This window comes from Halomonas sp. KG2 (genome assembly GCA_030440445.1).
GTDB lineage: Bacteria > Pseudomonadota > Gammaproteobacteria > Pseudomonadales > Halomonadaceae > Vreelandella.
In genome coordinates, this window is the sequence record CP098528.1 from 3,011,471 (window position 1) to 3,031,505 (window position 20,035).

A 20,035-nucleotide genomic window follows, 5' to 3' on the forward strand; every position below is an offset into this window, starting at 1 on the left:
AAGACCGAACGGCCCTAAGCGTTGAATAAATGTGATTTTTAATGCACAGACCTTATACCAAGGTTGATCAAATTTCTAGAAATCTAGGTCCCATAAAAAAGCCGCCTTAGTTAAGCACCTTGGCGGCTTGTAACAAAACGCATTATTTAGAAGCAGGAAGCCAACCGGCCAACTCGTTGTTAACAACCGCTAGCAAGGCATCAATGTGATCGTCCCGATCATTCAAGCAGGGAATATAACTAAACGTCTCCCCTCCTGCTTCCATAAAGCTATCGTGAATCTCTTCTTTAATCTCTTCCAGCGTTTCAACACAATCAGAAGAGAAGGCAGGCGACATAATCGCAATATGCTTGTGTCCTTGCTTGGCAAGTTCAGCCACATGATCGACAGTTTGCGGGCCAACCCACTTTTCTGGGCCAAACTGAGACTGAAAGGCGGTGTCTACCTCCTCTTTGCTCAGCCCTAGTTTTTCACGCATCAAGCGCGTCGTTTTCTGGCACTGACAATGGTAAGGGTCACCTTCTAATAGGTAACGTTCGGGGACACCGTGGTAGCTTGCTACCAGTTTCGTCGGACGCGTTTCAAAGCCGTCATAAGCTTCCTGAACTGAATTCGCCAGCGCCTGAATATAGGCGGGATGCTCAAAATAAGCCGGCACCGTACGAATATAGGGCTGCCATTTCATTTTCATCAACGTACGAAATGCCTGATCATTTGCCGTTGCGGTCGTAGGCGAGCCGTACTGAGGGTAAAGCGGGAAGAAAACAATCCGCTCACAGCCCTTCTCTTTCATACGGTTGAGGACACTTTCCGTCGACGGGTTGCCATAGCGCATACAGAAATCAACTTCGACGCTATCGCCATATAGCGCCTTCAAACGTGCGGCCATTTTTTCAGTTTGGGCACGCGTCGTCGTCAACAACGGGCTCTCGTTTTTCTCGTTGTTCCAAATACTTTTATAAGCGTGACCAGAAGAAAATGGACGCTTGGTCAAAATAATCAGTTGTAAAAGCGGTTGCCACTTCCAACTGGCGTAATCAACAACACGCTTATCAGACAAAAACTCGCTAAGGTAGCGCCGCATAGACCAATAGTCGGTTGCGTCCGGGGTGCCCAAGTTAGCCAACACCACGCCGACTTTCGCAGGGGGAACGGCAGGATGATCACTTGGCGCATGGACCAAGCGCCCTTCGCCCGGCTGATCTTTTACAACGCTATCGACCATGTCGCTAACTCCTCAGATGCTTTAAACAGTTGGCAAAATCTTAACACTTTTCGGCAAAGCTGCGGCATAAAGTTATACTATCAACATCATTTGTATAACTGTAGGCCAACTCATGTCGAAGCCTTTACTATTAGTCCTTGGTGATCAGCTTTCGCTTTCATTGGCAACCCTGCGCAATGCGCCAACTGACGCAGTCGTCGCTCTTTGCGAGGTCGCCGAAGAAGCGCGCTATGTGCCTCACCATATACATAAAGTCGGCTTATTCATGGCCGCCATGCGACACTTTGCTCAGGCGCTGCGCGATAAAGGCTACAACGTTCACTACAGCCGCATTGATGATGCTGACAATACCCAGTCACTCATCACGGAAGCTGAACGTATTGCCACTCAGTACGGTTGCCATGAAGTGCGTGTAGCAAGGCCTGGTGAATGGCGACTTTGGGATGCCATGCAGCAACGCCAAGCAGCCGCCCTACCCTGGAAAGTGATCGAAGATGATCGCTTTTTCAGCTCGCCTGATGACTTTGCCAACTGGGCCAAAGGACGTAAACAGCTTCGTCTGGAGTATTTCTATCGGGAGCAGCGCAAACGAACTGGGCTACTGATGGAGGGCGATACACCTGCAGGAGGAAAATGGAACTTTGATCACGATAACCGTGAGCCGATTCAAGCAACGCTCAGTTTTCCATCGCTTCCCACCCATCGCCAAGATGCGCTGACCCAGGAAGCGCTCAATGATGCCAAGCAGCATTTTAGCGAACACATGGGGTCCCTGGATAACTTCAACCTCCCCGTCACCCGCCGACAGGCGCTGGTGGATTTAAACCACTTCCTTGACCATGGGTTGGCCGACTTTGGGCGCTACCAAGATGCGATTAGCGATAAAGAACCGTTCCTTTTTCACTCCAGATTATCGGCGGCACTCAATATCGGCCTACTAACACCTCACGAAATCTGTGACGCCGCTGAACAGCGCTACCTAACAGGTCATGCGCCTATCAATGCAGTCGAAGGGTTCATTCGTCAAATACTGGGTTGGCGAGAGTATGTTCGGGGGCTTTACTGGACACAAATGCCAGCTTATAAGCGTGATAACCAGCTTGGCTTTAAGCGTGAATTACCGGCATTTTACTGGGATGGCAATACCGATATGCGCTGCTTACAGCGCGCTATCCAAATGACTATCGACAACAGCTACGCTCATCATATTCAGCGCTTGATGGTAACCGGCAACTTTGCCCTGCTGTGTGGTGTTAAGCCTGAAGCGCTTTGTGACTGGTATCTAGCGGTGTATGCCGATGCCTGCGAATGGGTAGAGCTGCCCAACACCTTAGGCATGGTACTGCACGCTGACGGCGGCTTAATGGGCTCCAAACCTTACTGCGCTTCAGGCAAATATATCGACAAAATGTCTGACCACTGCCAGCACTGCCGCTACTCTCCAAAACAGGTAACAGGTCCAAAGGCGTGTCCGTTTAACAGCCTTTACTGGCACTTTCTGGAAACCAACGCTGAACAGCTGAACTGCAATCCGCGTATGAAGCTGATCTATGGCTCACTCTCTCGCATGAAAGACGAAAAGCGTGACGCGATGCGTCAGCAGGCTGAACAGTTTCTTGCCTCACTACCCACCAGTCCAGGCTACGGCCAGACCTGCCACACACAAGGCTATCTATCAAAGGGTGCTCAATGAGCCGCTTCTCTACGCTTCACGCAACGTCACCTGTCACGCTATATCACGATGGCCACTGCCCTTTTTGCCGCGTGGAAGTCGCGTGGCTTGCAAAGCATCGCCATCAAGAACGTGTCTCACTCGTGGACATTCAGAGTCGTGATTTTAATGCAGCCGATATAGGGCGCAGGTTTGACGACATGATGGGGCTACTGCATGTCAAAGATAGCCAAGGAAATTGGTATATCGGGATGGATGCCAGCCGGGCCCTCTATGCGGTACTGGGCTACCGGTGGCTAGTATGGCTTTCTTGCTTACCAGGCCTGCAAGGAGTAATGGATGCAGGCTATCGTTTTTTTGCCCGTCGCCGTGTGCGGCTAGGGCGATGGTGGGATAAGCGTCACGCAAACAAGTGAGGACGCCATAGGATGTTGAAATGTTTGTAGTGTTAAAACACTAGCGGCATACGTGACGTTAACGGCGAACTGTAATGAGCATCGCGTCCAATCACTTCATCCTGGGGTACATGCTGCACTAAGTAAGCACGGTGAATCCCTGCACGCTTTAGCTCAAGATAAACATCATCTAGCGAGCGAAACAGCATTGGCTTACCGCGCTGGGTCAACATATGCCGCTCGCCCTCTACATCTTCAAGCTCTAGTTGATAAAAGCGACTGCCCGAATGCGTGATAACGCGTATTTCAAAATTATCGTGACCCGCAACAAATTGCTTCAGTTCTTTAAGTTCCATGGTTCCCTCCTGTGATTGTTCATCATCATGGGGCACAGCATGACGATACCCCATGACAATTTTATTACCTTGGCACTAACTGCCTATGACGGCAACATCACAAAAGAGTTCCTGACCAAAACGTCAACTTATTCGTCGAATTATTGATACTCAGAAGGGTCGATTGCTTTACCTAACGAGTTGCGATCTATCCAGTTACCGCCTTTAGTTTCCTTGTAACGGAAAACCACTTTATCGCCTACCGTTACCGGCAGTTCTGAATCTTCAGTTTGGTAGCTATATTTTTCCCCTTCAACTACCAGGAAGTAACGGTAGAGGTCAGGCATTCCCAACCACTCTTTAAATGGCCCTTCTCGCTCTAGTGACTGCAGTTCCCCACGGCCTTCCAGCTTAGGAAGACGCTTACGGTTACCACGTCTAAAACCACCTGCCATTTGCTACTCCTGTCTATCTGCTTGGTCGGGGAGGAGCATTATACGTTCTCCCCCCTAACGCTCAAGTTAATCACCGAACGCTTCGCCATAGCTATCGGGCGCAAGGTCTTCGAAGCGTGTGTATTTACCAATAAAGGCCATATGTACCGTACCGATAGGCCCGTTACGCTGTTTACCAATAATCAGCTCGGCAATCCCTTGGTTGTCAGGATTGTCAGGGTTATACACCTCATCTCGGTAAACAAACGCAATCACGTCAGCATCCTGCTCAATCGCTCCCGATTCCCGCAGATCCGACATGACAGGACGCTTATTGGGGCGCTGCTCCAACGAACGGTTAAGCTGTGAAAGTGCTACAACAGGGCATTGAAACTCTTTTGCCAACCCTTTCAGCGAGCGGGAAATCTCCGATATCTCACCGGTACGGTTTTCAGAAAACCCAGGAATCTGCATTAACTGCAGATAGTCAATCATGATCAGCGCCATATTGCCGTGCTCCCGCACCACTCTGCGCAGGCGTGAGCGCATTTCATTAGGCGAAAGCGCCGCAGTATCATCGATAAATAGCTGCTTGTCTTTGAGCAGGTTGACCGCTGATGTCAGCCGCGGCCAATCTTCATCTTCCAACTGCCCCGAACGCACACGGGTTTGATCAATCCGACCCAACGAAGAGAGCATACGCAGCATCAGAGATTCTGCAGGCATCTCCATGGAGAACACCATCACCGGCTTATCGCTAGCAATAACCGCGTGTTCCACCAGGTTCATGGCAAAAGTGGTTTTACCCATTGACGGGCGGCCCGCGATAATCACCAAATCTGAGGGCTGTAAGCCTGAGGTCATTTCATCGAGGTCACGAAACCCCGAGGAGAGCCCTGTCATTTCACCCTTTAGATTGAACAGCTCATCAATGCGATCAACGGCTTTGGTTAGCAGTTCACTCATGCCGATAGGACCGCCCGTTTTCGGCCGCTCTTCGGCAATCTGAAAGACTAATCGCTCAGCTTCGTTAAGCAGCTCATCAGCAGGCCGGCCCTGCGGGGAAAACGCCCCGTCAGCAATTTGATTGGCCGCTCGGATTAATTTACGCAGCGTTGCCCGCTCGCGAACGATATCGGCATAAGCACGAATATTACTGGCAGAAGGCGTATTGCGGGCCAGCTCAGCTAAGAATGCCAAACCACCCACCGTATCCAACTGATCACGCGCTTCTAATGCCTCTGACAGCGTTATAACGTCCAGCGGCTGCCCGGATTCGGCCAAATGAATCATCACATTGAATACCAAGCGATGCTCATAGCGGTAAAAATCATCCGCCACCAACCGTTCCGAGACATTGTCCCAGGCTTGGTTATCCAACATTAGCCCACCTAGCACCGACTGCTCCGCCTCAAGAGAGTGCGGCGGCAGCTTTATCGCTGCCGTTTCCTGATCAGCAGAAGGCTGGTCCTGCATAGTGAGCTCCTTAATCATAAAGCGTAGCCAATAACGATGACTATCTTAGCGGGACAATCTCAAACCCACCATAAGCGACCGATCTACGCCAAGCGACGTTCAAAAAAATTCGACCCACACCTCAAACGTTTTTGACCGCGCTTAGGACGGTTTAGATTAAAAAGACAAAGGGCGCGGGAAGACCCGCGCCCTTTGAGGCGTCAGCGTTGGCGAGAGCGTTTACTCTGCGACAACAACCACGCGAACAACAGCATCTACTTCTGCATGCAGGTGTAGAGCGATGTCGTATTCGCCAGTTTGGCGAATCGGACCTTGCGGCATACGTACTTCGCTCTTGGCAACTTCGATGCCAGCAGAGGAAATAGCGTCGGCCAAGTCACGAGGACCGATAGAACCGAACAGCTTGCCTTCATCGCCTGCTTTAGAAACCAACGACAATTCGATGTCGTTAAGCTGCTCAGCACGCGCTTCAGCTTCTGCTTTACGCTCAGCGGCTTGGGCTTCAAGCTCAGCACGCTGGGCTTTGAATGCTTCAACGTTATCTTTGGTTGCCGGCACGGCTAGGCCGTAAGGAACCAAATAGTTACGACCATAACCGGGCTTTACAGTGACTTTGTCACCCAGGCCGCCCAGCTTACCAATGTTGTCGAGCAGAATGACTTCCATCTCGTAAACCTCTTGTCAGTTGCTGCGGGCAAGGCGTGCGCGAACGTTCGCGAATGTATCAATCAGCCCCAACAGCAGCACAATGAGAATCGTGGGCCAGGTCGTGATCAGCAGCACATAAAATGCCACCAGCCACAGCCCGTTCATCCCCTTTATTCCAATAAACCCATGCACTAGCGCAATGCCAGCTACCAGCAGTGGAATCCAACCAAGCATTGCCAGAGCGTGCGCTCCCAACACCATCCCCCCCACACCAAGCACGACTAAAACAGCCAGCTCTTTGGGCGATAGGCGCAGTGCGTGAAACTCTTCGCGGAAGCCGCCTGGGTTATAAAGCCCAGCTTGCCAGCTTCGCGCCAAAGCCAAACACGCAATAGCGGCCAACAATACCACCAAGCCTGTTACACCACCGATCACCATAGCGGCGAGCGTGGGTGCATCAATACCTTGGTTAGCAAACTCTGTCAGCATGCGATCAATCTCGGTAGAGCTTGCTCGCAGTTGCTCCAGCATCAACTCTGTTCCACCTGGCGGTATAAAGATGCCGAGTTGAACCATAACCGCTGCCGCCAATGCGCCAACGATTAACGCTTCACTCCAACGCATCCTCTCACGCAGAATGACTGCCATCAGCGTTACTAGCAGTACGCTAGCAAGTGGAATGACGTCACCTTGAGACCACCAGAAACCCGCAGGTAGTGCAGCAGCGATAATTACCGGAAGCGCAGGTGCAAAACCTTTGCGCAAGGTAACTAGCGCGGCGATGGCTGCCCCTAACCAGAACAGCCAAGGCACTAGCGTCGCTAACGCCGCCCCGCCAATGGCATAGGGCGTGCTCCGCATGAGCCATCTCGCCAGTGCCAGCATCACGTTAAACGCTTACTGATGGCTATCGGAGTAGGGCAGCAGTGCCAGGTAACGCGAACGCTTGATAGCAGTCGCCAACTGACGCTGATAGCGTGCTTTGGTGCCGGTGATACGGCTCGGAACGATCTTGCCGGTTTCGGTGATGTAAGCCTTCAGCGTGTCGAGATCTTTGTAGTCGATCTGCTTGACGCCTTCAGCAGTGAAGCGGCAAAACTTACGGCGACGGAAAAAACGTGCCATGGACTAGCTCCTTAAAACGTGCGGTGGATGAAATTAGGCAGTTTCTTCTTCAGCTTCTTCTGCGCGCGGTTTATCTTCGCGACGCGGACGCTTTTCTTCTGCCGGCTTCATCATCGGAGAAGCTTCGGTGATCGCTTCTTTGCAGCGAACAACCAAGCTGCGGATGATGGCGTCGTTGAAACGGAAGATGTTCTCGATTTCTTCGAGAGTCTCGCCGGTGCACTCAACGTTCATCAGCACGTAGTGGGCTTTGTGGATCTTGTTGATCGGGTAAGCCAGGTGACGGCGGCCCCAATCTTCCAAGCGATGCACAGTGCCACCGTTTTCGGTAACAATGCTGGTGTAGCGCTCGACCATAGCCGGCACTTGCTCGCTCTGATCCGGGTGGACCATAAACACGATTTCATAATGACGCATGGAATCTCCTTGCGGTTTGACAGCTTCCGGTGTGTATTGACACAGCTGTATCAATGACGACAGGGAAGCAAGGAGTTAACTGAAATGCCCGTTGTTCACCGCGAACGATGTCATTTGGGGCATCAAGCAGAACTGTTTTTCGTATTAACTGTTAACCAATACGAGCGCCCGCTTAAAGTTAAACGGGCGCAAGCATTCTAGTGGGCTAATGCTTAACTTGCAAGCAGCCTCTGCCGAACAGCTTCAAACAAACAAATGCCTGTCGCGACCGATACGTTTAGGCTGGACACCTGTCCGGCCATAGGCAGCTTTGCCAGATTATCGCAGGCTTCCCTGGTTAACCGGCGCATGCCCTTCCCTTCAGCGCCCATCACTAATGCAGTCGGGCCAGTCATATCAATCTCAAACAGGCTAGCCTCAGCTTCACCAGCAGTACCGGTAATCCACACACCGGCATCTTTTAGCTTAGCCAATGTACGCGATAGGTTAGTAACCTGATAAACAGGCACCACCTCGGCTGCGCCGCAAGCTACTTTCCGCACCGTCGCGTTCAACGGCGCGGCTTTATCCTTAGCCACAATCACACCGTGGGCACCGGCAGCATCCGCGCTGCGCAGGCACGCACCAAAGTTATGAACATCGGTAACGCCATCCAGCACTAACAATAACGGCGGCGCAGACGCTTGCCACGCGCGTAGCTTCAACCACAACGACTCTTCCCCTTCGGGAACCAGCGGCGGGCAAAATGCCACAACCCCTTGATGGGCTGCACCCTGAGTAAGCTGATCCAGCAAGTCTCGAGACTGCTCTTTAATCCGCGCACCACGAGCCTGAGCGCTCGCAACCACTTCCTTCAAGCGGTTACCCGCTCCTTGCTGCACCCACAATTCAAGGGGCGTTTCGCCCCGTTCCAGCAGACTTTCCAGGGCGTGAACGCCATACACTTGATCTAGCCCATCCGGAGTACGAACAGCCGGACGCGAGCTACGCCGAGACGACGATTTCATGCTCAACCCTTATTCGGTGATGGTTTACGCGGGCCATTACGCGTGCGTCTTGGCCCACGGCGCGTCGGCTGCTTATCAGCTGATGCTGCTGCTTTGTTAGCCCCCCCTTCTACTCCAGCACCACCTTCTCCACCGCGACGCTTACGCGGCTGGCGGCGTGGTCGGGGTTTCTCGTCAGCTAAACCAAAGTCGATCTTACGATCATCCATATCTACCCGCGCAACCTGAACCGTAAGCCCGTCACCCAAGCGGTAGGTCGTGCCTGTGCGCTCACCTTTGAGGCGATGCTTCTCTGCCTCATAGTGGTAGTAGTCAGAGGGCAGCGAGGTGACATGCACCAACCCTTCGACATAGAAGTCATCCAGTCGCACAAACAAGCCAAACTGAGTCACTGAGGCGATAGTACCTTCGAACGTTTCGCCCAGCTTGTCGGACATAAACTCACACTTGAGCCAGCTCTCAACATCACGGGTTGCTTCATCAGCACGCCGCTCGGTCATTGAGCAGTGCTCACCCAACTCAAGCATTTGCTCGAAGGTATAAGGACACCACTTGCTTGGCGGATCAACCGGTGCGCCTTCTACCCGAACAACCGTATTGGTTTGTCGTGGCCCACGAATAACCGAGCGAATGGCGCGATGCACCAATAGGTCAGGGTAACGACGAATCGGTGAGGTGAAGTGCGCATAGGCCTGGTAAGCCAAGCCAAAATGGCCCTCATTCTGGGGCGAATAAACCGCCTGATTCATTGAGCGCAGCATGACAGTTTGGATGATGTCAGCATCTGGGCGATCAATAATCGCCTCACGTAACGCTTGATAGTCCTGAGGCGTCGGCATATCGCCACCACCAACGGAAAGCCCCAGCTCGCTCAAGAACAGACGCAGCTTATCAAGGCGTTCCGGTGTCGGGCGCTCGTGAATACGGTAAAGAGCGGGCAAGTCATGCTTATCCAGGAAGCGCGCGGTAGCCACGTTGGCCGCCAGCATACACTCCTCAATTAGCTTATGAGCATCGTTGCGGGTGCGCGGGACAATTTTTTCAATCTTGCGCTCATCATTAAAGATAATCGCCGTTTCGGTGGTATCAAAATCAATCGCACCACGCTCTTCTCGGGCACTACGCAGCAGGCCATAAAGCTCATGCAGATTTTGCAACGGCTTCACTAACGCCTTGTGCTCATTGCGCAGCGCTTCCCCTTCATCACTCTCGTTATCGAGGATGGCCGCCACTTTATTGTAGGTCAGGCGAGCGTGGGAGTTCATTACCGCTTCGTAGAACGCGTAGCGGCTAATAGCACCCGTCTTGGAGATATTCATCTCACAGACCATCACAAGACGATCAACATGGGGATTTAAAGAACACAAGCCATTTGAGAGCAGCTCAGGCAGCATCGGCACAACCTGGCCTGGGAAGTACACCGAGTTACCCCGCGTACGCGCCTCATCATCAAGCGCAGTACCCGGACGCACGTAATGCGACACATCGGCAATAGCGACCAACAGCTTCCAACTGCCCGACTTGGTTTTCCAGGCACACACCGCATCATCAAAGTCTTTGGCGGACTCATCGTCAATGGTGACCAACGGAATCTCACGCAAATCGACGCGGTGTTGCTTATCTTGCTCTAACACTTCTGCTGAAATACCGCTGGTTTGATCAAGCACTTCTGGCGGAAACTCAGCGGGAATATCGTAGCTACGAATCGCGATATCTATTTCCATGCCTGGATCCATCCGCTCGCCCAGCACTTCGATAACCTCGCCGACCGGCTGAACACGCGTGGCTGGCTGCTGAACGATTTTTGCAGATATCACCTGCCCGTCTTTCGCGCCAGCACTTGCCGTATGAGGAATGATAACTTCCTGAGTAATACGTGGATTTTCAGGAATCAGCACACCAAACTCAGGCGAGTTACTACGGTATACACCCACAATCGTTTGGGTGTTTCGCGCAATCACATCGGCAATAGTCGCCTCATCACGACCGCGGCGGTCGCGGCCACTAACACGTGCCAGCACATAATCGCCATGGAAAACACGGCGCATCTGACGTGGGGGCAATACTAAGTCTGGCTTTTTACCATCATCACGCAGCAGGAAGCCAAAGCCATCTCGGTGGCCCAGCACCTTCCCTTTAATAAGGTCAAGTTTATCAATTAGTGCATAAGCGCCGCGGCGATCGCGCAGCACCTGACCATCACGTTCCATGGCAGCCATACGACGGCGAATAGCTTCAAGATGATCTTCATCTTCAATGCCGAGCATGCGGCTCATATTTTCGTGGGTTATTGGCTTGCCGTACGTTTCCAGGGCAGCTAATAAATATTCGCGGCTGGGCGCAGGATTATCATACTTTTGCGCCTCGCGCTCGGCGTGCGGATCATCACTCAACGTCCAGTACTTCATGCGATCAACATCCTTGATTGCGTTTGCGGGAGGCAGACAGTTTGCGCAGGCGCAGTGCGCTGCGGGCGGGAGGACTCAGTCATTGATCGACTGAAAAACATCATGTTTGGTTTGGTCATAACTGCATTATAGCGCTGCCCGCTCAATCACCCAACCACCTAGCACGGCAATTGTACGATTTTAATGATAAAAAACAGTTACCGGGTCTTGCATTTAAGCGTGGCCTCGGTATCATACGCGCCACTTGCCCAGATGGCGGAATTGGTAGACGCGCTAGCTTCAGGTGCTAGTGTCCGTATGGACGTGGAGGTTCAAGTCCTCTTCTGGGCACCATTTTATATCATGTCATCCCCTTTTCATGATGTAAAATGGTGTAGCGGCAAGCAATACTATGTTAAAAATAGTATTGATAAAGTGTTAGCAAAACGTTTGTATTCGCCCAGGTGGCGGAATTGGTAGACGCGCTAGCTTCAGGTGCTAGTGTCCGTATGGACGTGGAGGTTCAAGTCCTCTCCTGGGCACCATGCGAATACAAACAGAAGTAAGATCAGTAGCGAAATATGATATGCCCAGGTGGCGGAATTGGTAGACGCGCTAGCTTCAGGTGCTAGTGACCGTATGGTCGTGGAGGTTCAAGTCCTCTCCTGGGCACCATTTCATAGATTCAGTTCACATCAGCGCTGATAAACATTTCACCACTCGCCTTTCAGCAATTCACCTCAATGCTTCTGGCTTGATACTCCCACTATTTATCTAGACTGTTTATTTAGCCTCTCCCTATTCAGAAAATCCTATTCAGAAAATTCTGCCTAGCTAGAAAGCTCCGCTCAAAAAAACACCGCTCAAGCGACTGCCTTCGCCATCGCGGTATTTTTGCATTATTGGAAACGTCCAGGACGACGCGCTACTTCTTCTAGTGCCCAGCCTTGAGTACGCAATTGCCCTTCCAATACAGCTTCACGCTCTGCCGCTAAATCAGGGAAAAAATTCAGCCCTGTGCGCGACTCGATCTCATCGATAGTTACCAGATAATCGGCTAACGACTCATTACCACGAACGTCTTGCGGCATAATAAAGGCAAGCGCCAGCTGTGCCTCTTCATTCGGCACAACAATGATCTTATAGAACGCTTCTGGCACTTCCACAAAACCAACGCGATTAAACACATTGTCCATGTAGCGCTCAGGAAAAATAGGCCCCGTAATCACCTGCAAGCGATCAAAGCGGGGTGCAAAATGATCCATCACCGACTCTTCAAGGCGCTGCCAAAGCTGGCGATTCAGATTAGGTCGCTGAGGCGTCATGTTACTCATCAAGAAGGTATCGACCTGAGCGTTACGACCATGCACCGCTGCAATGGCATAGTTAGGTGCTAAGTGTCCGCGATCATAACCACTGCCGGAATAGCTATCCGTACCTATTGGCCATAACGTGCGCCAGTCAGCCTTAAAATTAGGCCGTGGGCCAATACGAGTATCATCGGACACCGCTTCGACTTGATAACTGACCCAAAGTGGGTTTACCCGCACATCAGACCATCCCGCTAAGAAGCCATCGTTTCTCAGCACACGGTGAAACGTTGTTAGCTGAAACTCATCCCAGGTAGGCACACCCATCCAGGTATAATCATCCTGATGCTGACGCTCCTGAAACTCCCAAAGCCCCGTTCCTACTATGACAAAAAGCACAGCGATACCCAGGCGTTTTCCCTGACGACGCCAGCGCGAAAGCGATTTCCCCAACAGACTTACTCCCTACAATAATGATTCTGCATCCTGCTTTTTATGTCAGGTAGTTTATTGATTACCAGCCCAGGGAAAACATCGTTTCTAGGTCGTGACGGGAGTGCACCTGCATCGCGTTCAGCGTTTCGGTATCGCTAATGCCCTCGACAGCATTTAGACGCTCCGTGACCAGTTCAGCAAGGCTTTCAAAATCAGGGGTCCGGGCAATAGCGACCAAATCATAGCGACCACACGTCGAATAGACTTCACTAATACCGTCTACATCAGCAAGGCGCTCGGCGACTGCCTTTACCTGGCCTTTCTCAGTATTGATTAAAATCACAGCGTTTTGCATAGCACCCCCAAAATAGCGTTAACAACAATCTAATCAGCAACCAGAGGCGAGTATAACAGGCTGCTTGCTAAGACCAAGCACCGCTCAGTGACGTGGTTAATTGTCGCGCTTTTCATAAGGTTATTCGCACTAATTTTGAGCATGCGCTAGCATGGCTTAGAGAACTCCGGCTTATTAGCTTTGTCGGAGTATTAGAGGTGGTTCACCACCCAATAACATAAGCAAAAAAACGTCAAACCGTGACGCTAAGGAGACACCATGGCTAATCAGAGCCGTCGTAAGTTCATGCGTAATAGCGTAATGGGTCTAGCCGCCCTGCCATTTGGTGCTGGCATCCTGTCAAAGACTGCTTTTGCCCAGGAACTGCCTCGCCTTGACCCGTCTGATGCTACTGCCAAGGCACTTAATTACGTTGAAGTAGCCAGTGACGCAAGCGACCACCCGGCCTACGAGGAAGGAGAGCTGTGCTCAAACTGCATGTTCTTTAATGCAGAAACTGAAGGTTGCCAGCTGTTCCCGCAAAATAGCGTTGAAGCAGGCGGCTGGTGCCAGTCCTGGACTGCCAAAGGCTAATGTTAGTAGCCAACTGATCTTGGTGAAACAACCAAGCTTGACCACTACCCCGCGCTTGCCGCGGGGTAGTTATTTAACCTTAACTCACCTCTTTGTTTTCCTCCTCAATCGGCCACTGGTAACGGCGCGTCACACGCCCCTCTTCCATTGAGACCAAATGCACCGGAAATCCCCATAGCTGCTGCAAATGGCGAATCACCGGATATACGCTGCGACCAAGGGGCCGACGGCTATCTTGTACATGGTGTAGCGTCAACGAACGATCTCCGCGTATAGCCGCTTCGACAACTTGAATATTGGGCTCACGCACCGATAACGCATATTGAGTTGACAGCGCCTCACGCACTCGCCGATAGCCTCGCTCATTATGAATTGCTGCGACTTCCAGCGTTTCCATCTGATCATCATCAACAATTAAGAACAGCTTGAGATCGCGTATTACCTTGGGGGATAAAAACTGCTGTATAAACGACTCATCCTTGAAGTTCCGCATTGCAAACTCAACGGTATCGCGCCACGGGCTACCCGCAATATCGGGAAACCACTCCCTGTCTTCATCCGTTGGCGCATCACAAATCCGCTTAATGTCCATAAAGATCGCAAACCCTAACGCGTAGGGATTAAGGCCGCTGTAGTGTGGGCTATCAAAGCCTGGCTGATTGATAACCGCGGCATGGGACTGCAAAAACTCCAGCATCAAGCCTTCATCAACTTTCCCTTCATCGTATAAACGATTCATCAGCGTATAGTGCCAGAAACAAGCCCATCCTTCGTTCATCACCTGGGTTTGTCTCTGGGGGTAAAAGTACTGCGCCAGTTTACGTACGATACGCACAATTTCGCGCTGCCAAGGAGCTAGAAGTGGCGCATTTTTCTCAATAAAGTAGAGCAAGTTTTCCTGTGGTTCTGAGGGATAAATACCACCACTGTGCAGGCCAAGTGGATCTGCCTCGCTGTGAAGGCTACCCGGCAGTGGAGAAACGCCATCGGGCGCATCAGGGATCGTGCGCCACAACATATTGACCTGGGTTTGCAGGTAGGCTTCGCGCTCTTCTTGACGCCTTACCTCTTCTTCAGCAGAAATGGGCGAGGGTCGCTTATAACGGTCTACACCGTAGTTTTGGAGAGCGTGACAGGCATCTAACAATTGCTCCACAGCATGGACACCGTGGCGCTCTTCGCACTGCGCAATATACTTACGAGCAAATACTAGGTAATCAACGATGGAATCGGCATCGGTCCAGGCGCGGAACAAGTAATTGCCTTTAAAGAAAGAGTTATGCCCATAGCAGGCATGCGCAATGACCAATACCTGCATCATTAACGTGTTCTCTTCCATTAGATAGGCAATACATGGGTTGGAGTTAATCACCAATTCATAGGCAAGCCCCATCTGGCCGCGCTTGTAGGCTTGTTCAACGGCAAGAAACTGCTTACCAAACGACCAGTGGTGATAACCTACCGGCATCCCCACGCTCGCGTAGGCATCCATCATCTGTTCAGTGGTAATCACTTCTATCTGATTGGGATAAGTATCTAGGCGGTACTCATCGGCGAGCCTAGCGAGCTCCTCGTCGAAGCGCTCCAACACACTAAAATTCCAGTCGGAACCAGTCGCTATTGGCTTACAGGCTACACTCATGGCGTACTCCTCGGTTCGCGTTACTGCTCTTGACTCAACCGACGTTTAAACAGCTCACGGAAGACCGGGTAGATATCCCCAGCATCGACAATTTGGCGCATCGCAAACCGTTCGGGAAATTGCGCGGCGACCGTTTCGTATTCATGCCATAGCGACTGATGCTCATGGGGAGTAATTTCCACATAAGCGTAGTACTGCAACTGCGGCATGAGCTGTTTAACCAGTAAGTCCCGGCAAATATTCGAATCATCATCCCAGTTATCGCCGTCCGATGCCTGAGCGATATACAGATTCCACTGCCCAGCGGGATAGCGTTTTTCGATGATTTTATTTACCAGGGTGAGCGCGCTGGAAACGATGGTGCCACCAGTTTCACGGGAATAGAAAAACTCCTCCTCGTTTACCTCCCGCGCAGCCGTGTGGTGGCGCACAAATACCAGCTCTACTTTCTCGTAATGCTTTTCCAAAAATAGATAAAGTAATAGGAAAAACCGCTTAGCAATGTCCTTATGATTTTGGGTCATGGAACCAGAAACGTCCATGACACAGAACATCACCGCCTGACTGGAAGGCTGAGGCTGCGCTGCCAACTGGTGGTAACGCAGATCATAGGTGTCAATAAATGGCACCGCCTCAATGCGCTTTTCCAAGCGGTCTATTTCTGCCTTTAGCTCAACTATTCTCGCCGGATTGCGCAGCACCGGATCCTTGCGTTCTTCTGCGGCGAGCGCCTCTTGAGCCTCTTTCAACGCTCGCTTAATGGGGGCACGCATGGCAATGCGACGTGCGTAAGCTTCCCGCATTGATCGGGTGATGCTAATTCGCGACGGCACCCCGTCACGCGCGAGCCCCGCACGCACCATTTTTATCTCTTCGAGTGACTTCAATGGCTTGCGCTGCAAATTAGGCAACTCAAGACCATCAAATACAAACTCCAAAAACTCCTCGCGGCTCAGGGTAAAAGCAAACTCGTCGTCACCCTCGCCTTGATTGGAAGCACCACCTTCGCCCGCGCCATCTCCGCCGCCCTGGCCACCAGGGCGGCGAATTTTATCGCCTTCTAAAAACTCCTTGTTGCCGGGTGATACGATATTGCGCGCACCACCCGGGCCATGTTGAAACACCGGTTCAGAGATATCCTTGGTAGGAATGGATACCTTTTCCCCTCGCTCCATATCGGTAATGGAGCGGCGGTTAACCGCCTCCTCCACCGAACGCTTGATATGTTTGCGATAACGTTCCAAAAAGCGCTGCCGATTGACCGCGCTTTTATGCTTAGCGTTAGGCCTTCGATCAATAAAGTAGGTCATACGACCTCCCGATTATCCGCTACTGGGACTTGCGCACGCGTAGGTACCACTCGGAAAGCAACCGAACCTGTTTCTCGGTATAGCCACGATCCACCATGCGCGCCACAAAGTCCTCGTGCTTCTTCTGATCCGACTTCGACGCCTTCGCATTAAACGAAATAACCGGTAATAGCTCTTCAGTATTCGCAAACATCTTATGCTCGATAACGCCTTTGAGCTTTTCATAAGACTGCCAGCTGGGGTTCATGCCATTGTTTTGTGCACGCGCCCGCAATACGAAATTAACCACTTCGTGACGGAAGTCTTTCGGGTTAGAGATGCCTGCTGGTTTCTCAATTTTTTCGAGCTCGTCATTCAGTGACTGACGGTTCAACAATTCGCCCGTTTCGGGGTCGCGATACTCCTGATCTTGAATCCAAAAATCCGCGTAGGTTACGTAGCGATCAAAGATGTTCTGCCCATACTCGCTGTAAGACTCCAGGTACGCTGTTTGGATTTCCTTACCAATGAAATCGACATAGCGCGGTGCCAGAAACTCTTTGATAAAGCCGATATAGCGCTCAAATACTTCTGAAGGCAGTTGCTCGCGCTCTAATGCTTGCTCTAGCACATACAGCAAATGCACAGGGTTCGCGGCGACTTCAGTGCCATCGAAGTTAAACACTTTAGAAAGTATCTTGAAGGCGAAACGGGTAGACAACCCCTGCATGCCCTCATCCACCCCCGCCGCATCACGATACTCCTGGATCGACTTTGCTCGAGGATCGGTGTCTTTCAGGTTTTCGCCGTCATAAACGCGCATCTTGGAGTAGATGCTGGAGTTTTCTGGCACTTTTAGCCGCGAAAGCACTGAAAACTGCGCCAACATACGCAGCGTATCAGGGGCGCAAGGGGCTGCGTTAAGCGAGGAGTCTTCGAGCAGCTTTTGGTAAATCTTGATCTCTTCGGAGACCCGCAGACAGTAAGGCACTTTGACGATATAGACACGATCCAAAAATGCCTCGTTGTTGCGGTTATTGCGAAACGCCTGCCATTCCGATTCGTTTGAGTGGGCTAAAATCACACCGTCAAAGGGAATTGCCCCCATGCCTTCGGTAGGGTTGTAGTTACCTTCTTGGGTGGCGGTAAGTAATGGATGCAGCACCTTAATCGGCGCTTTAAACATCTCAACGAACTCCATCAACCCTTGGTTAGCGCGGCAGAGCCCACCAGAGAAGCTATAGGCATCGGGGTCATCTTGCGAGTAAAGCTCCAACTGACGAATATCGACTTTACCCACTAACGACGAGATATCCTGGTTATTTTCATCGCCAGGCTCAGTTTTGGAGATGGCAATTTGATTTAACCGCGAGGGATAAAGACGCACCACCCGGAACTGAGAAATATCGCCGCCCGCTTCTTTTAAGCGCTTCGCCGCCCATGGCGACATAACACTGCGCAGATAGCGCTGGGGAATGCCGTACTCTTGCTCCAGAAGCTCACCATCTTCTTCCGGCGAAAAAAGCCCTAGCGGTGACTCATACACGGGTGAATCTTTAATGGCATAGAACGGGATACGTTCCATCAACAGCTTCAAGCGTTCAGCCAGCGACGATTTACCACCACCTACTGGCCCTAGTAAATAGAGGATTTGCTTACGCTCCTCTAATCCCTGCGCGGCATGACGGAAGTACGACACAATTTGCTCGATAGCTTCTTCCATGCCATGGAATTCAGCAAAAGCAGGATAGCGGCGAATCACCTTGTTCGAGAAAATGCGTGATAGACGCGGGTCTTTCGCCGTGTCGATCACTTCAGGCTCGCCAATGGCTTCCAGCATACGCTCCGAGGCGCTGGCATAAACCTTTGGATCACGGCGACAAAGCGCCAAATACTCCTCTAGGCTCATGTCTTCTTGCTGAACGCGGGCAAATCGGTCTTGAACGTGATCAAAGATGCTCATGGAACTCTCCTGTGGCCCATCCCCCAGCAGCTACCGCCAAGCCCAAACATCAAGCGGTGCGCAATACGAGGTGTTGCTCTATCAGCGTAGTCAGCATTAGCAAAAAGTGATGACTAAACCTTCAACGCACAATGTTTAATAATTTGAGCACGGTAGGAGAGATTAAGTTGCGTTGAATGTGCGATGGCCCTAAAAACAGTGTTCAGAACGCATAGCGCCGCCTGAAAGGCGGCGCTATGGCGGGTAACAACGCGTCGAGAAGGCACCGTTTAGGCAGTATTATCCCAGCACTTCTTTTACATCTGCCAACAGTTGATCCAGCAATTCAACGGTAGTGTTCCAAGCGCAAACAAAACGCGCACCACCCGCTCCAATAAAGGTATAGAAGGTCCAGCCTTTGGCTTTCAACGCCTCGATAGCATGAGGAGGAAACTCAACGAAAACACTATTCGCCTGAGTCGGAAACATCAGTGAAACGCCAGGGAGTGCTTGCAGCCCTTCGGATAAATACCGTGCCATGGCATTGGCATGCTCAGCGTTGGTTAACCACGCGCCGCTTTCCAACAACCCTAGCCATGGGGCAGAAACGTAGCGCATTTTCGAAGCCAGTTGACCTGCCTGTTTGCAACGGTAGGAAAAGTCCTCAGCCAAATCACGGTTGAAAAAAAGAATCGCCTCACCAAACGCTAGCCCGTTCTTGGTTCCTGAAAAGCACAACGCATCGACGCCTACCTGCCACGTTAGCTCAGCGGGGCTTGCATTAAGACCAGCGCAGGCATTGGCGAACCGCGCGCCGTCCATATGTAAGCGTAAATCGTGCTTGTCTGCCATGGCACGTATTGCCAGTAACTCTTCCCGAGAGTAGACCGTGCCAACTTCTGTCGCTTGGGTAAGCGACACTACTTTAGGCTTGGGATAGTGAATATCACTACGCTTAGTGACCAGCGCTTCAATGCCCTGTGGCGTTAGCTTACCGTTAGCCCCTGGCGAGGTCAGCAGCTTCGCGCCGTTAGAAAAGAACTCAGGGCCACCACACTCATCGGTTTCAATATGAGCCAATTCATGACAAATAACGCTGTGGTAGCTGCGCCCCATTGCAGAAAGTGCCAGTGAGTTTGCTGCAGTACCGTTAAACACAAAAAAAACATCGCAATCGTAGTCAAACATTTCACGAAAACGATCTGCGGCACGGGCAGTCCAACGGTCATTGCCGTAGGCCAAATCATCAGCTTGATTGGCTTCAAGCAGGTATTCCATAGCCTCTGGGCAGATACCTGAGGTGTTGTCACTGGCTAAAAATCGTGGGGTACACTCCGAGGTCATGACGATAGTCCTTTTATCTGACGA

At 51.5% G+C, this 20,035-nt stretch carries 19 protein-coding genes and 3 tRNA genes; 6 read left to right on the top strand and 16 right to left on the bottom strand.

The genetic code is table 11. From position 1 onward, the window contains the following. Positions 1-142: 142 nt before the first annotated feature. Positions 143-1,225: a ferrochelatase gene (gene hemH / locus NDQ72_14030; protein WKD27169.1), complete on the bottom strand. Its 1,083-nt coding sequence runs from the start codon at positions 1,223-1,225 to the stop codon at positions 143-145. A 112-nt stretch (positions 1,226-1,337) separates the two neighbouring features. On the opposite strand from hemH, the gene NDQ72_14035 reads away from it, so the two are divergent. Continuing rightward, the gene (locus tag NDQ72_14035; protein ID WKD27170.1) at positions 1,338-2,918 is read left to right on the top strand and encodes a cryptochrome/photolyase family protein; all 1,581 of its coding nucleotides are present in this window, start codon (positions 1,338-1,340) and stop codon (positions 2,916-2,918) included. Further along, positions 2,915-3,313 (top strand): DUF393 domain-containing protein, encoded by a 399-nt coding sequence (locus NDQ72_14040; protein ID WKD27171.1) that lies wholly within the window; start codon positions 2,915-2,917, stop codon positions 3,311-3,313. The genes NDQ72_14035 and NDQ72_14040 overlap by 4 nt, the downstream gene beginning before the upstream one ends. Positions 3,314-3,345: 32 nt before the next feature. Here NDQ72_14040 and NDQ72_14045 read toward each other — a convergent pair whose 3' ends face one another. The 9 genes from NDQ72_14045 to rnr form a co-directional block, all read right to left on the bottom strand. After that, a complete protein-coding gene (locus NDQ72_14045) occupies positions 3,346-3,648 on the bottom strand; it encodes a DUF6482 family protein (protein WKD27172.1) in 303 nt (100 codons plus the stop codon). Between the two features lie 140 nt (positions 3,649-3,788). Further along, positions 3,789-4,082 carry a hypothetical protein gene (locus NDQ72_14050; protein WKD27173.1) on the bottom strand — a complete coding sequence of 98 codons (294 nt, stop codon included), beginning with the start codon at positions 4,080-4,082 and terminating at the stop codon, positions 3,789-3,791. Between the two features lie 66 nt (positions 4,083-4,148). Beyond that, on the bottom strand, positions 4,149-5,537 hold the full coding sequence (dnaB, locus tag NDQ72_14055; protein ID WKD27174.1) for a replicative DNA helicase: 1,389 nt from the start codon (positions 5,535-5,537) through the stop codon (positions 4,149-4,151). Positions 5,538-5,756: 219 nt separating this feature from the next. Further along, entirely contained in the window at positions 5,757-6,203 is a 447-nt protein-coding gene (rplI, locus tag NDQ72_14060) for a 50S ribosomal protein L9 (GenBank protein ID WKD27175.1), read from the bottom strand. A gap of 15 nt (positions 6,204-6,218) precedes the next feature. Beyond that, positions 6,219-7,070 carry a hypothetical protein gene (locus NDQ72_14065; GenBank protein WKD30408.1) on the bottom strand — a complete coding sequence of 284 codons (852 nt, stop codon included), beginning with the start codon at positions 7,068-7,070 and terminating at the stop codon, positions 6,219-6,221. A gap of 12 nt (positions 7,071-7,082) precedes the next feature. Then, the gene (gene rpsR / locus NDQ72_14070; GenBank protein WKD27176.1) at positions 7,083-7,310 is read right to left on the bottom strand and encodes a 30S ribosomal protein S18; all 228 of its coding nucleotides are present in this window, start codon (positions 7,308-7,310) and stop codon (positions 7,083-7,085) included. Between the two features lie 33 nt (positions 7,311-7,343). Next, positions 7,344-7,727: a 30S ribosomal protein S6 gene (gene rpsF, locus NDQ72_14075; protein ID WKD27177.1), complete on the bottom strand. Its 384-nt coding sequence runs from the start codon at positions 7,725-7,727 to the stop codon at positions 7,344-7,346. A gap of 212 nt (positions 7,728-7,939) precedes the next feature. Further along, on the bottom strand, positions 7,940-8,734 hold the full coding sequence (rlmB, locus tag NDQ72_14080; protein WKD27178.1) for a 23S rRNA (guanosine(2251)-2'-O)-methyltransferase RlmB: 795 nt from the start codon (positions 8,732-8,734) through the stop codon (positions 7,940-7,942). 2 nt (positions 8,735-8,736) lie between these two features. After that, positions 8,737-11,142 (bottom strand): ribonuclease R, encoded by a 2,406-nt coding sequence (gene rnr, locus NDQ72_14085; protein WKD27179.1) that lies wholly within the window; start codon positions 11,140-11,142, stop codon positions 8,737-8,739. Positions 11,143-11,388: 246 nt separating this feature from the next. On the opposite strand from rnr, the gene NDQ72_14090 reads away from it, so the two are divergent. The 3 genes from NDQ72_14090 (at position 11,389) to NDQ72_14100 (ending at position 11,796) form a co-directional block, all read left to right on the top strand. Next, positions 11,389-11,475 (top strand) — tRNA-Leu (locus NDQ72_14090). A gap of 104 nt (positions 11,476-11,579) precedes the next feature. After that, positions 11,580-11,666: transfer RNA gene (locus NDQ72_14095), tRNA-Leu, on the top strand. Positions 11,667-11,709: 43 nt separating this feature from the next. Then, a tRNA-Leu gene (locus tag NDQ72_14100) sits at positions 11,710-11,796 on the top strand. Between the two features lie 224 nt (positions 11,797-12,020). On the opposite strand, the gene NDQ72_14105 is transcribed toward NDQ72_14100, so the two are convergent. Together NDQ72_14105 and NDQ72_14110 are read right to left on the bottom strand one after the other, a co-directional pair. Then, the gene (locus NDQ72_14105; protein ID WKD27180.1) at positions 12,021-12,884 is read right to left on the bottom strand and encodes a DNA/RNA non-specific endonuclease; all 864 of its coding nucleotides are present in this window, start codon (positions 12,882-12,884) and stop codon (positions 12,021-12,023) included. A 61-nt stretch (positions 12,885-12,945) separates the two neighbouring features. Further along, positions 12,946-13,221, bottom strand: a complete 276-nt coding sequence (locus tag NDQ72_14110; protein WKD27181.1) for an Lrp/AsnC ligand binding domain-containing protein — start codon at positions 13,219-13,221, stop codon at positions 12,946-12,948. Positions 13,222-13,479: 258 nt separating this feature from the next. Between NDQ72_14110 and NDQ72_14115 the strand changes: the two genes are divergently transcribed. Continuing rightward, the gene (locus NDQ72_14115; GenBank protein ID WKD27182.1) at positions 13,480-13,794 is read left to right on the top strand and encodes a high-potential iron-sulfur protein; all 315 of its coding nucleotides are present in this window, start codon (positions 13,480-13,482) and stop codon (positions 13,792-13,794) included. 79 nt (positions 13,795-13,873) lie between these two features. Here the strand turns inward: NDQ72_14115 and NDQ72_14120 are convergent, their stop codons facing one another. From NDQ72_14120 to NDQ72_14135, 4 genes are all read right to left on the bottom strand, one after another. Further along, on the bottom strand, positions 13,874-15,436 hold the full coding sequence (locus NDQ72_14120) for a SpoVR family protein (GenBank protein ID WKD27183.1): 1,563 nt from the start codon (positions 15,434-15,436) through the stop codon (positions 13,874-13,876). Between the two features lie 20 nt (positions 15,437-15,456). Beyond that, on the bottom strand, positions 15,457-16,746 hold the full coding sequence (locus NDQ72_14125; protein ID WKD27184.1) for a YeaH/YhbH family protein: 1,290 nt from the start codon (positions 16,744-16,746) through the stop codon (positions 15,457-15,459). 19 nt (positions 16,747-16,765) lie between these two features. Continuing rightward, positions 16,766-18,688: a PrkA family serine protein kinase gene (locus NDQ72_14130; protein ID WKD27185.1), complete on the bottom strand. Its 1,923-nt coding sequence runs from the start codon at positions 18,686-18,688 to the stop codon at positions 16,766-16,768. A 279-nt stretch (positions 18,689-18,967) separates the two neighbouring features. After that, a complete protein-coding gene (locus tag NDQ72_14135; protein ID WKD27186.1) occupies positions 18,968-20,011 on the bottom strand; it encodes a low specificity L-threonine aldolase in 1,044 nt (347 codons plus the stop codon). Positions 20,012-20,035 lie beyond the last annotated feature (24 nt).

What these genes read in the sequence shown, in the direction of transcription:
- NDQ72_14050 (WKD27173.1), bottom strand. Translation starts at nt 4,082, where the DNA reads ATGGCAGGTGGTTTTAGACGTGGTAACCGTAAGCGTCTTCCTAAGCTG.
- NDQ72_14065 (WKD30408.1), bottom strand. Translation starts at nt 7,070, where the DNA reads ATGCTGGCACTGGCGAGATGGCTCATGCGGAGCACGCCCTATGCCATT.
- NDQ72_14045 (WKD27172.1), bottom strand. Translation starts at nt 3,648, where the DNA reads ATGGAACTTAAAGAACTGAAGCAATTTGTTGCGGGTCACGATAATTTT.
- NDQ72_14110 (WKD27181.1), bottom strand. Translation starts at nt 13,221, where the DNA reads ATGCAAAACGCTGTGATTTTAATCAATACTGAGAAAGGCCAGGTAAAG.
- rlmB (WKD27178.1), bottom strand. Translation starts at nt 8,734, where the DNA reads ATGAAATCGTCGTCTCGGCGTAGCTCGCGTCCGGCTGTTCGTACTCCG.
- NDQ72_14125 (WKD27184.1), bottom strand. Translation starts at nt 16,746, where the DNA reads ATGACCTACTTTATTGATCGAAGGCCTAACGCTAAGCATAAAAGCGCG.
- NDQ72_14135 (WKD27186.1), bottom strand. Translation starts at nt 20,011, where the DNA reads ATGACCTCGGAGTGTACCCCACGATTTTTAGCCAGTGACAACACCTCA.
- rplI (WKD27175.1), bottom strand. Translation starts at nt 6,203, where the DNA reads ATGGAAGTCATTCTGCTCGACAACATTGGTAAGCTGGGCGGCCTGGGT.
- NDQ72_14115 (WKD27182.1), top strand. Translation starts at nt 13,480, where the DNA reads ATGGCTAATCAGAGCCGTCGTAAGTTCATGCGTAATAGCGTAATGGGT.
- NDQ72_14130 (WKD27185.1), bottom strand. Translation starts at nt 18,688, where the DNA reads ATGAGCATCTTTGATCACGTTCAAGACCGATTTGCCCGCGTTCAGCAA.
- hemH (WKD27169.1), bottom strand. Translation starts at nt 1,225, where the DNA reads ATGGTCGATAGCGTTGTAAAAGATCAGCCGGGCGAAGGGCGCTTGGTC.
- NDQ72_14035 (WKD27170.1), top strand. Translation starts at nt 1,338, where the DNA reads ATGTCGAAGCCTTTACTATTAGTCCTTGGTGATCAGCTTTCGCTTTCA.
- NDQ72_14120 (WKD27183.1), bottom strand. Translation starts at nt 15,436, where the DNA reads ATGAGTGTAGCCTGTAAGCCAATAGCGACTGGTTCCGACTGGAATTTT.
- rpsR (WKD27176.1), bottom strand. Translation starts at nt 7,310, where the DNA reads ATGGCACGTTTTTTCCGTCGCCGTAAGTTTTGCCGCTTCACTGCTGAA.
- rpsF (WKD27177.1), bottom strand. Translation starts at nt 7,727, where the DNA reads ATGCGTCATTATGAAATCGTGTTTATGGTCCACCCGGATCAGAGCGAG.
- NDQ72_14040 (WKD27171.1), top strand. Translation starts at nt 2,915, where the DNA reads ATGAGCCGCTTCTCTACGCTTCACGCAACGTCACCTGTCACGCTATAT.
- dnaB (WKD27174.1), bottom strand. Translation starts at nt 5,537, where the DNA reads ATGCAGGACCAGCCTTCTGCTGATCAGGAAACGGCAGCGATAAAGCTG.
- rnr (WKD27179.1), bottom strand. Translation starts at nt 11,142, where the DNA reads ATGAAGTACTGGACGTTGAGTGATGATCCGCACGCCGAGCGCGAGGCG.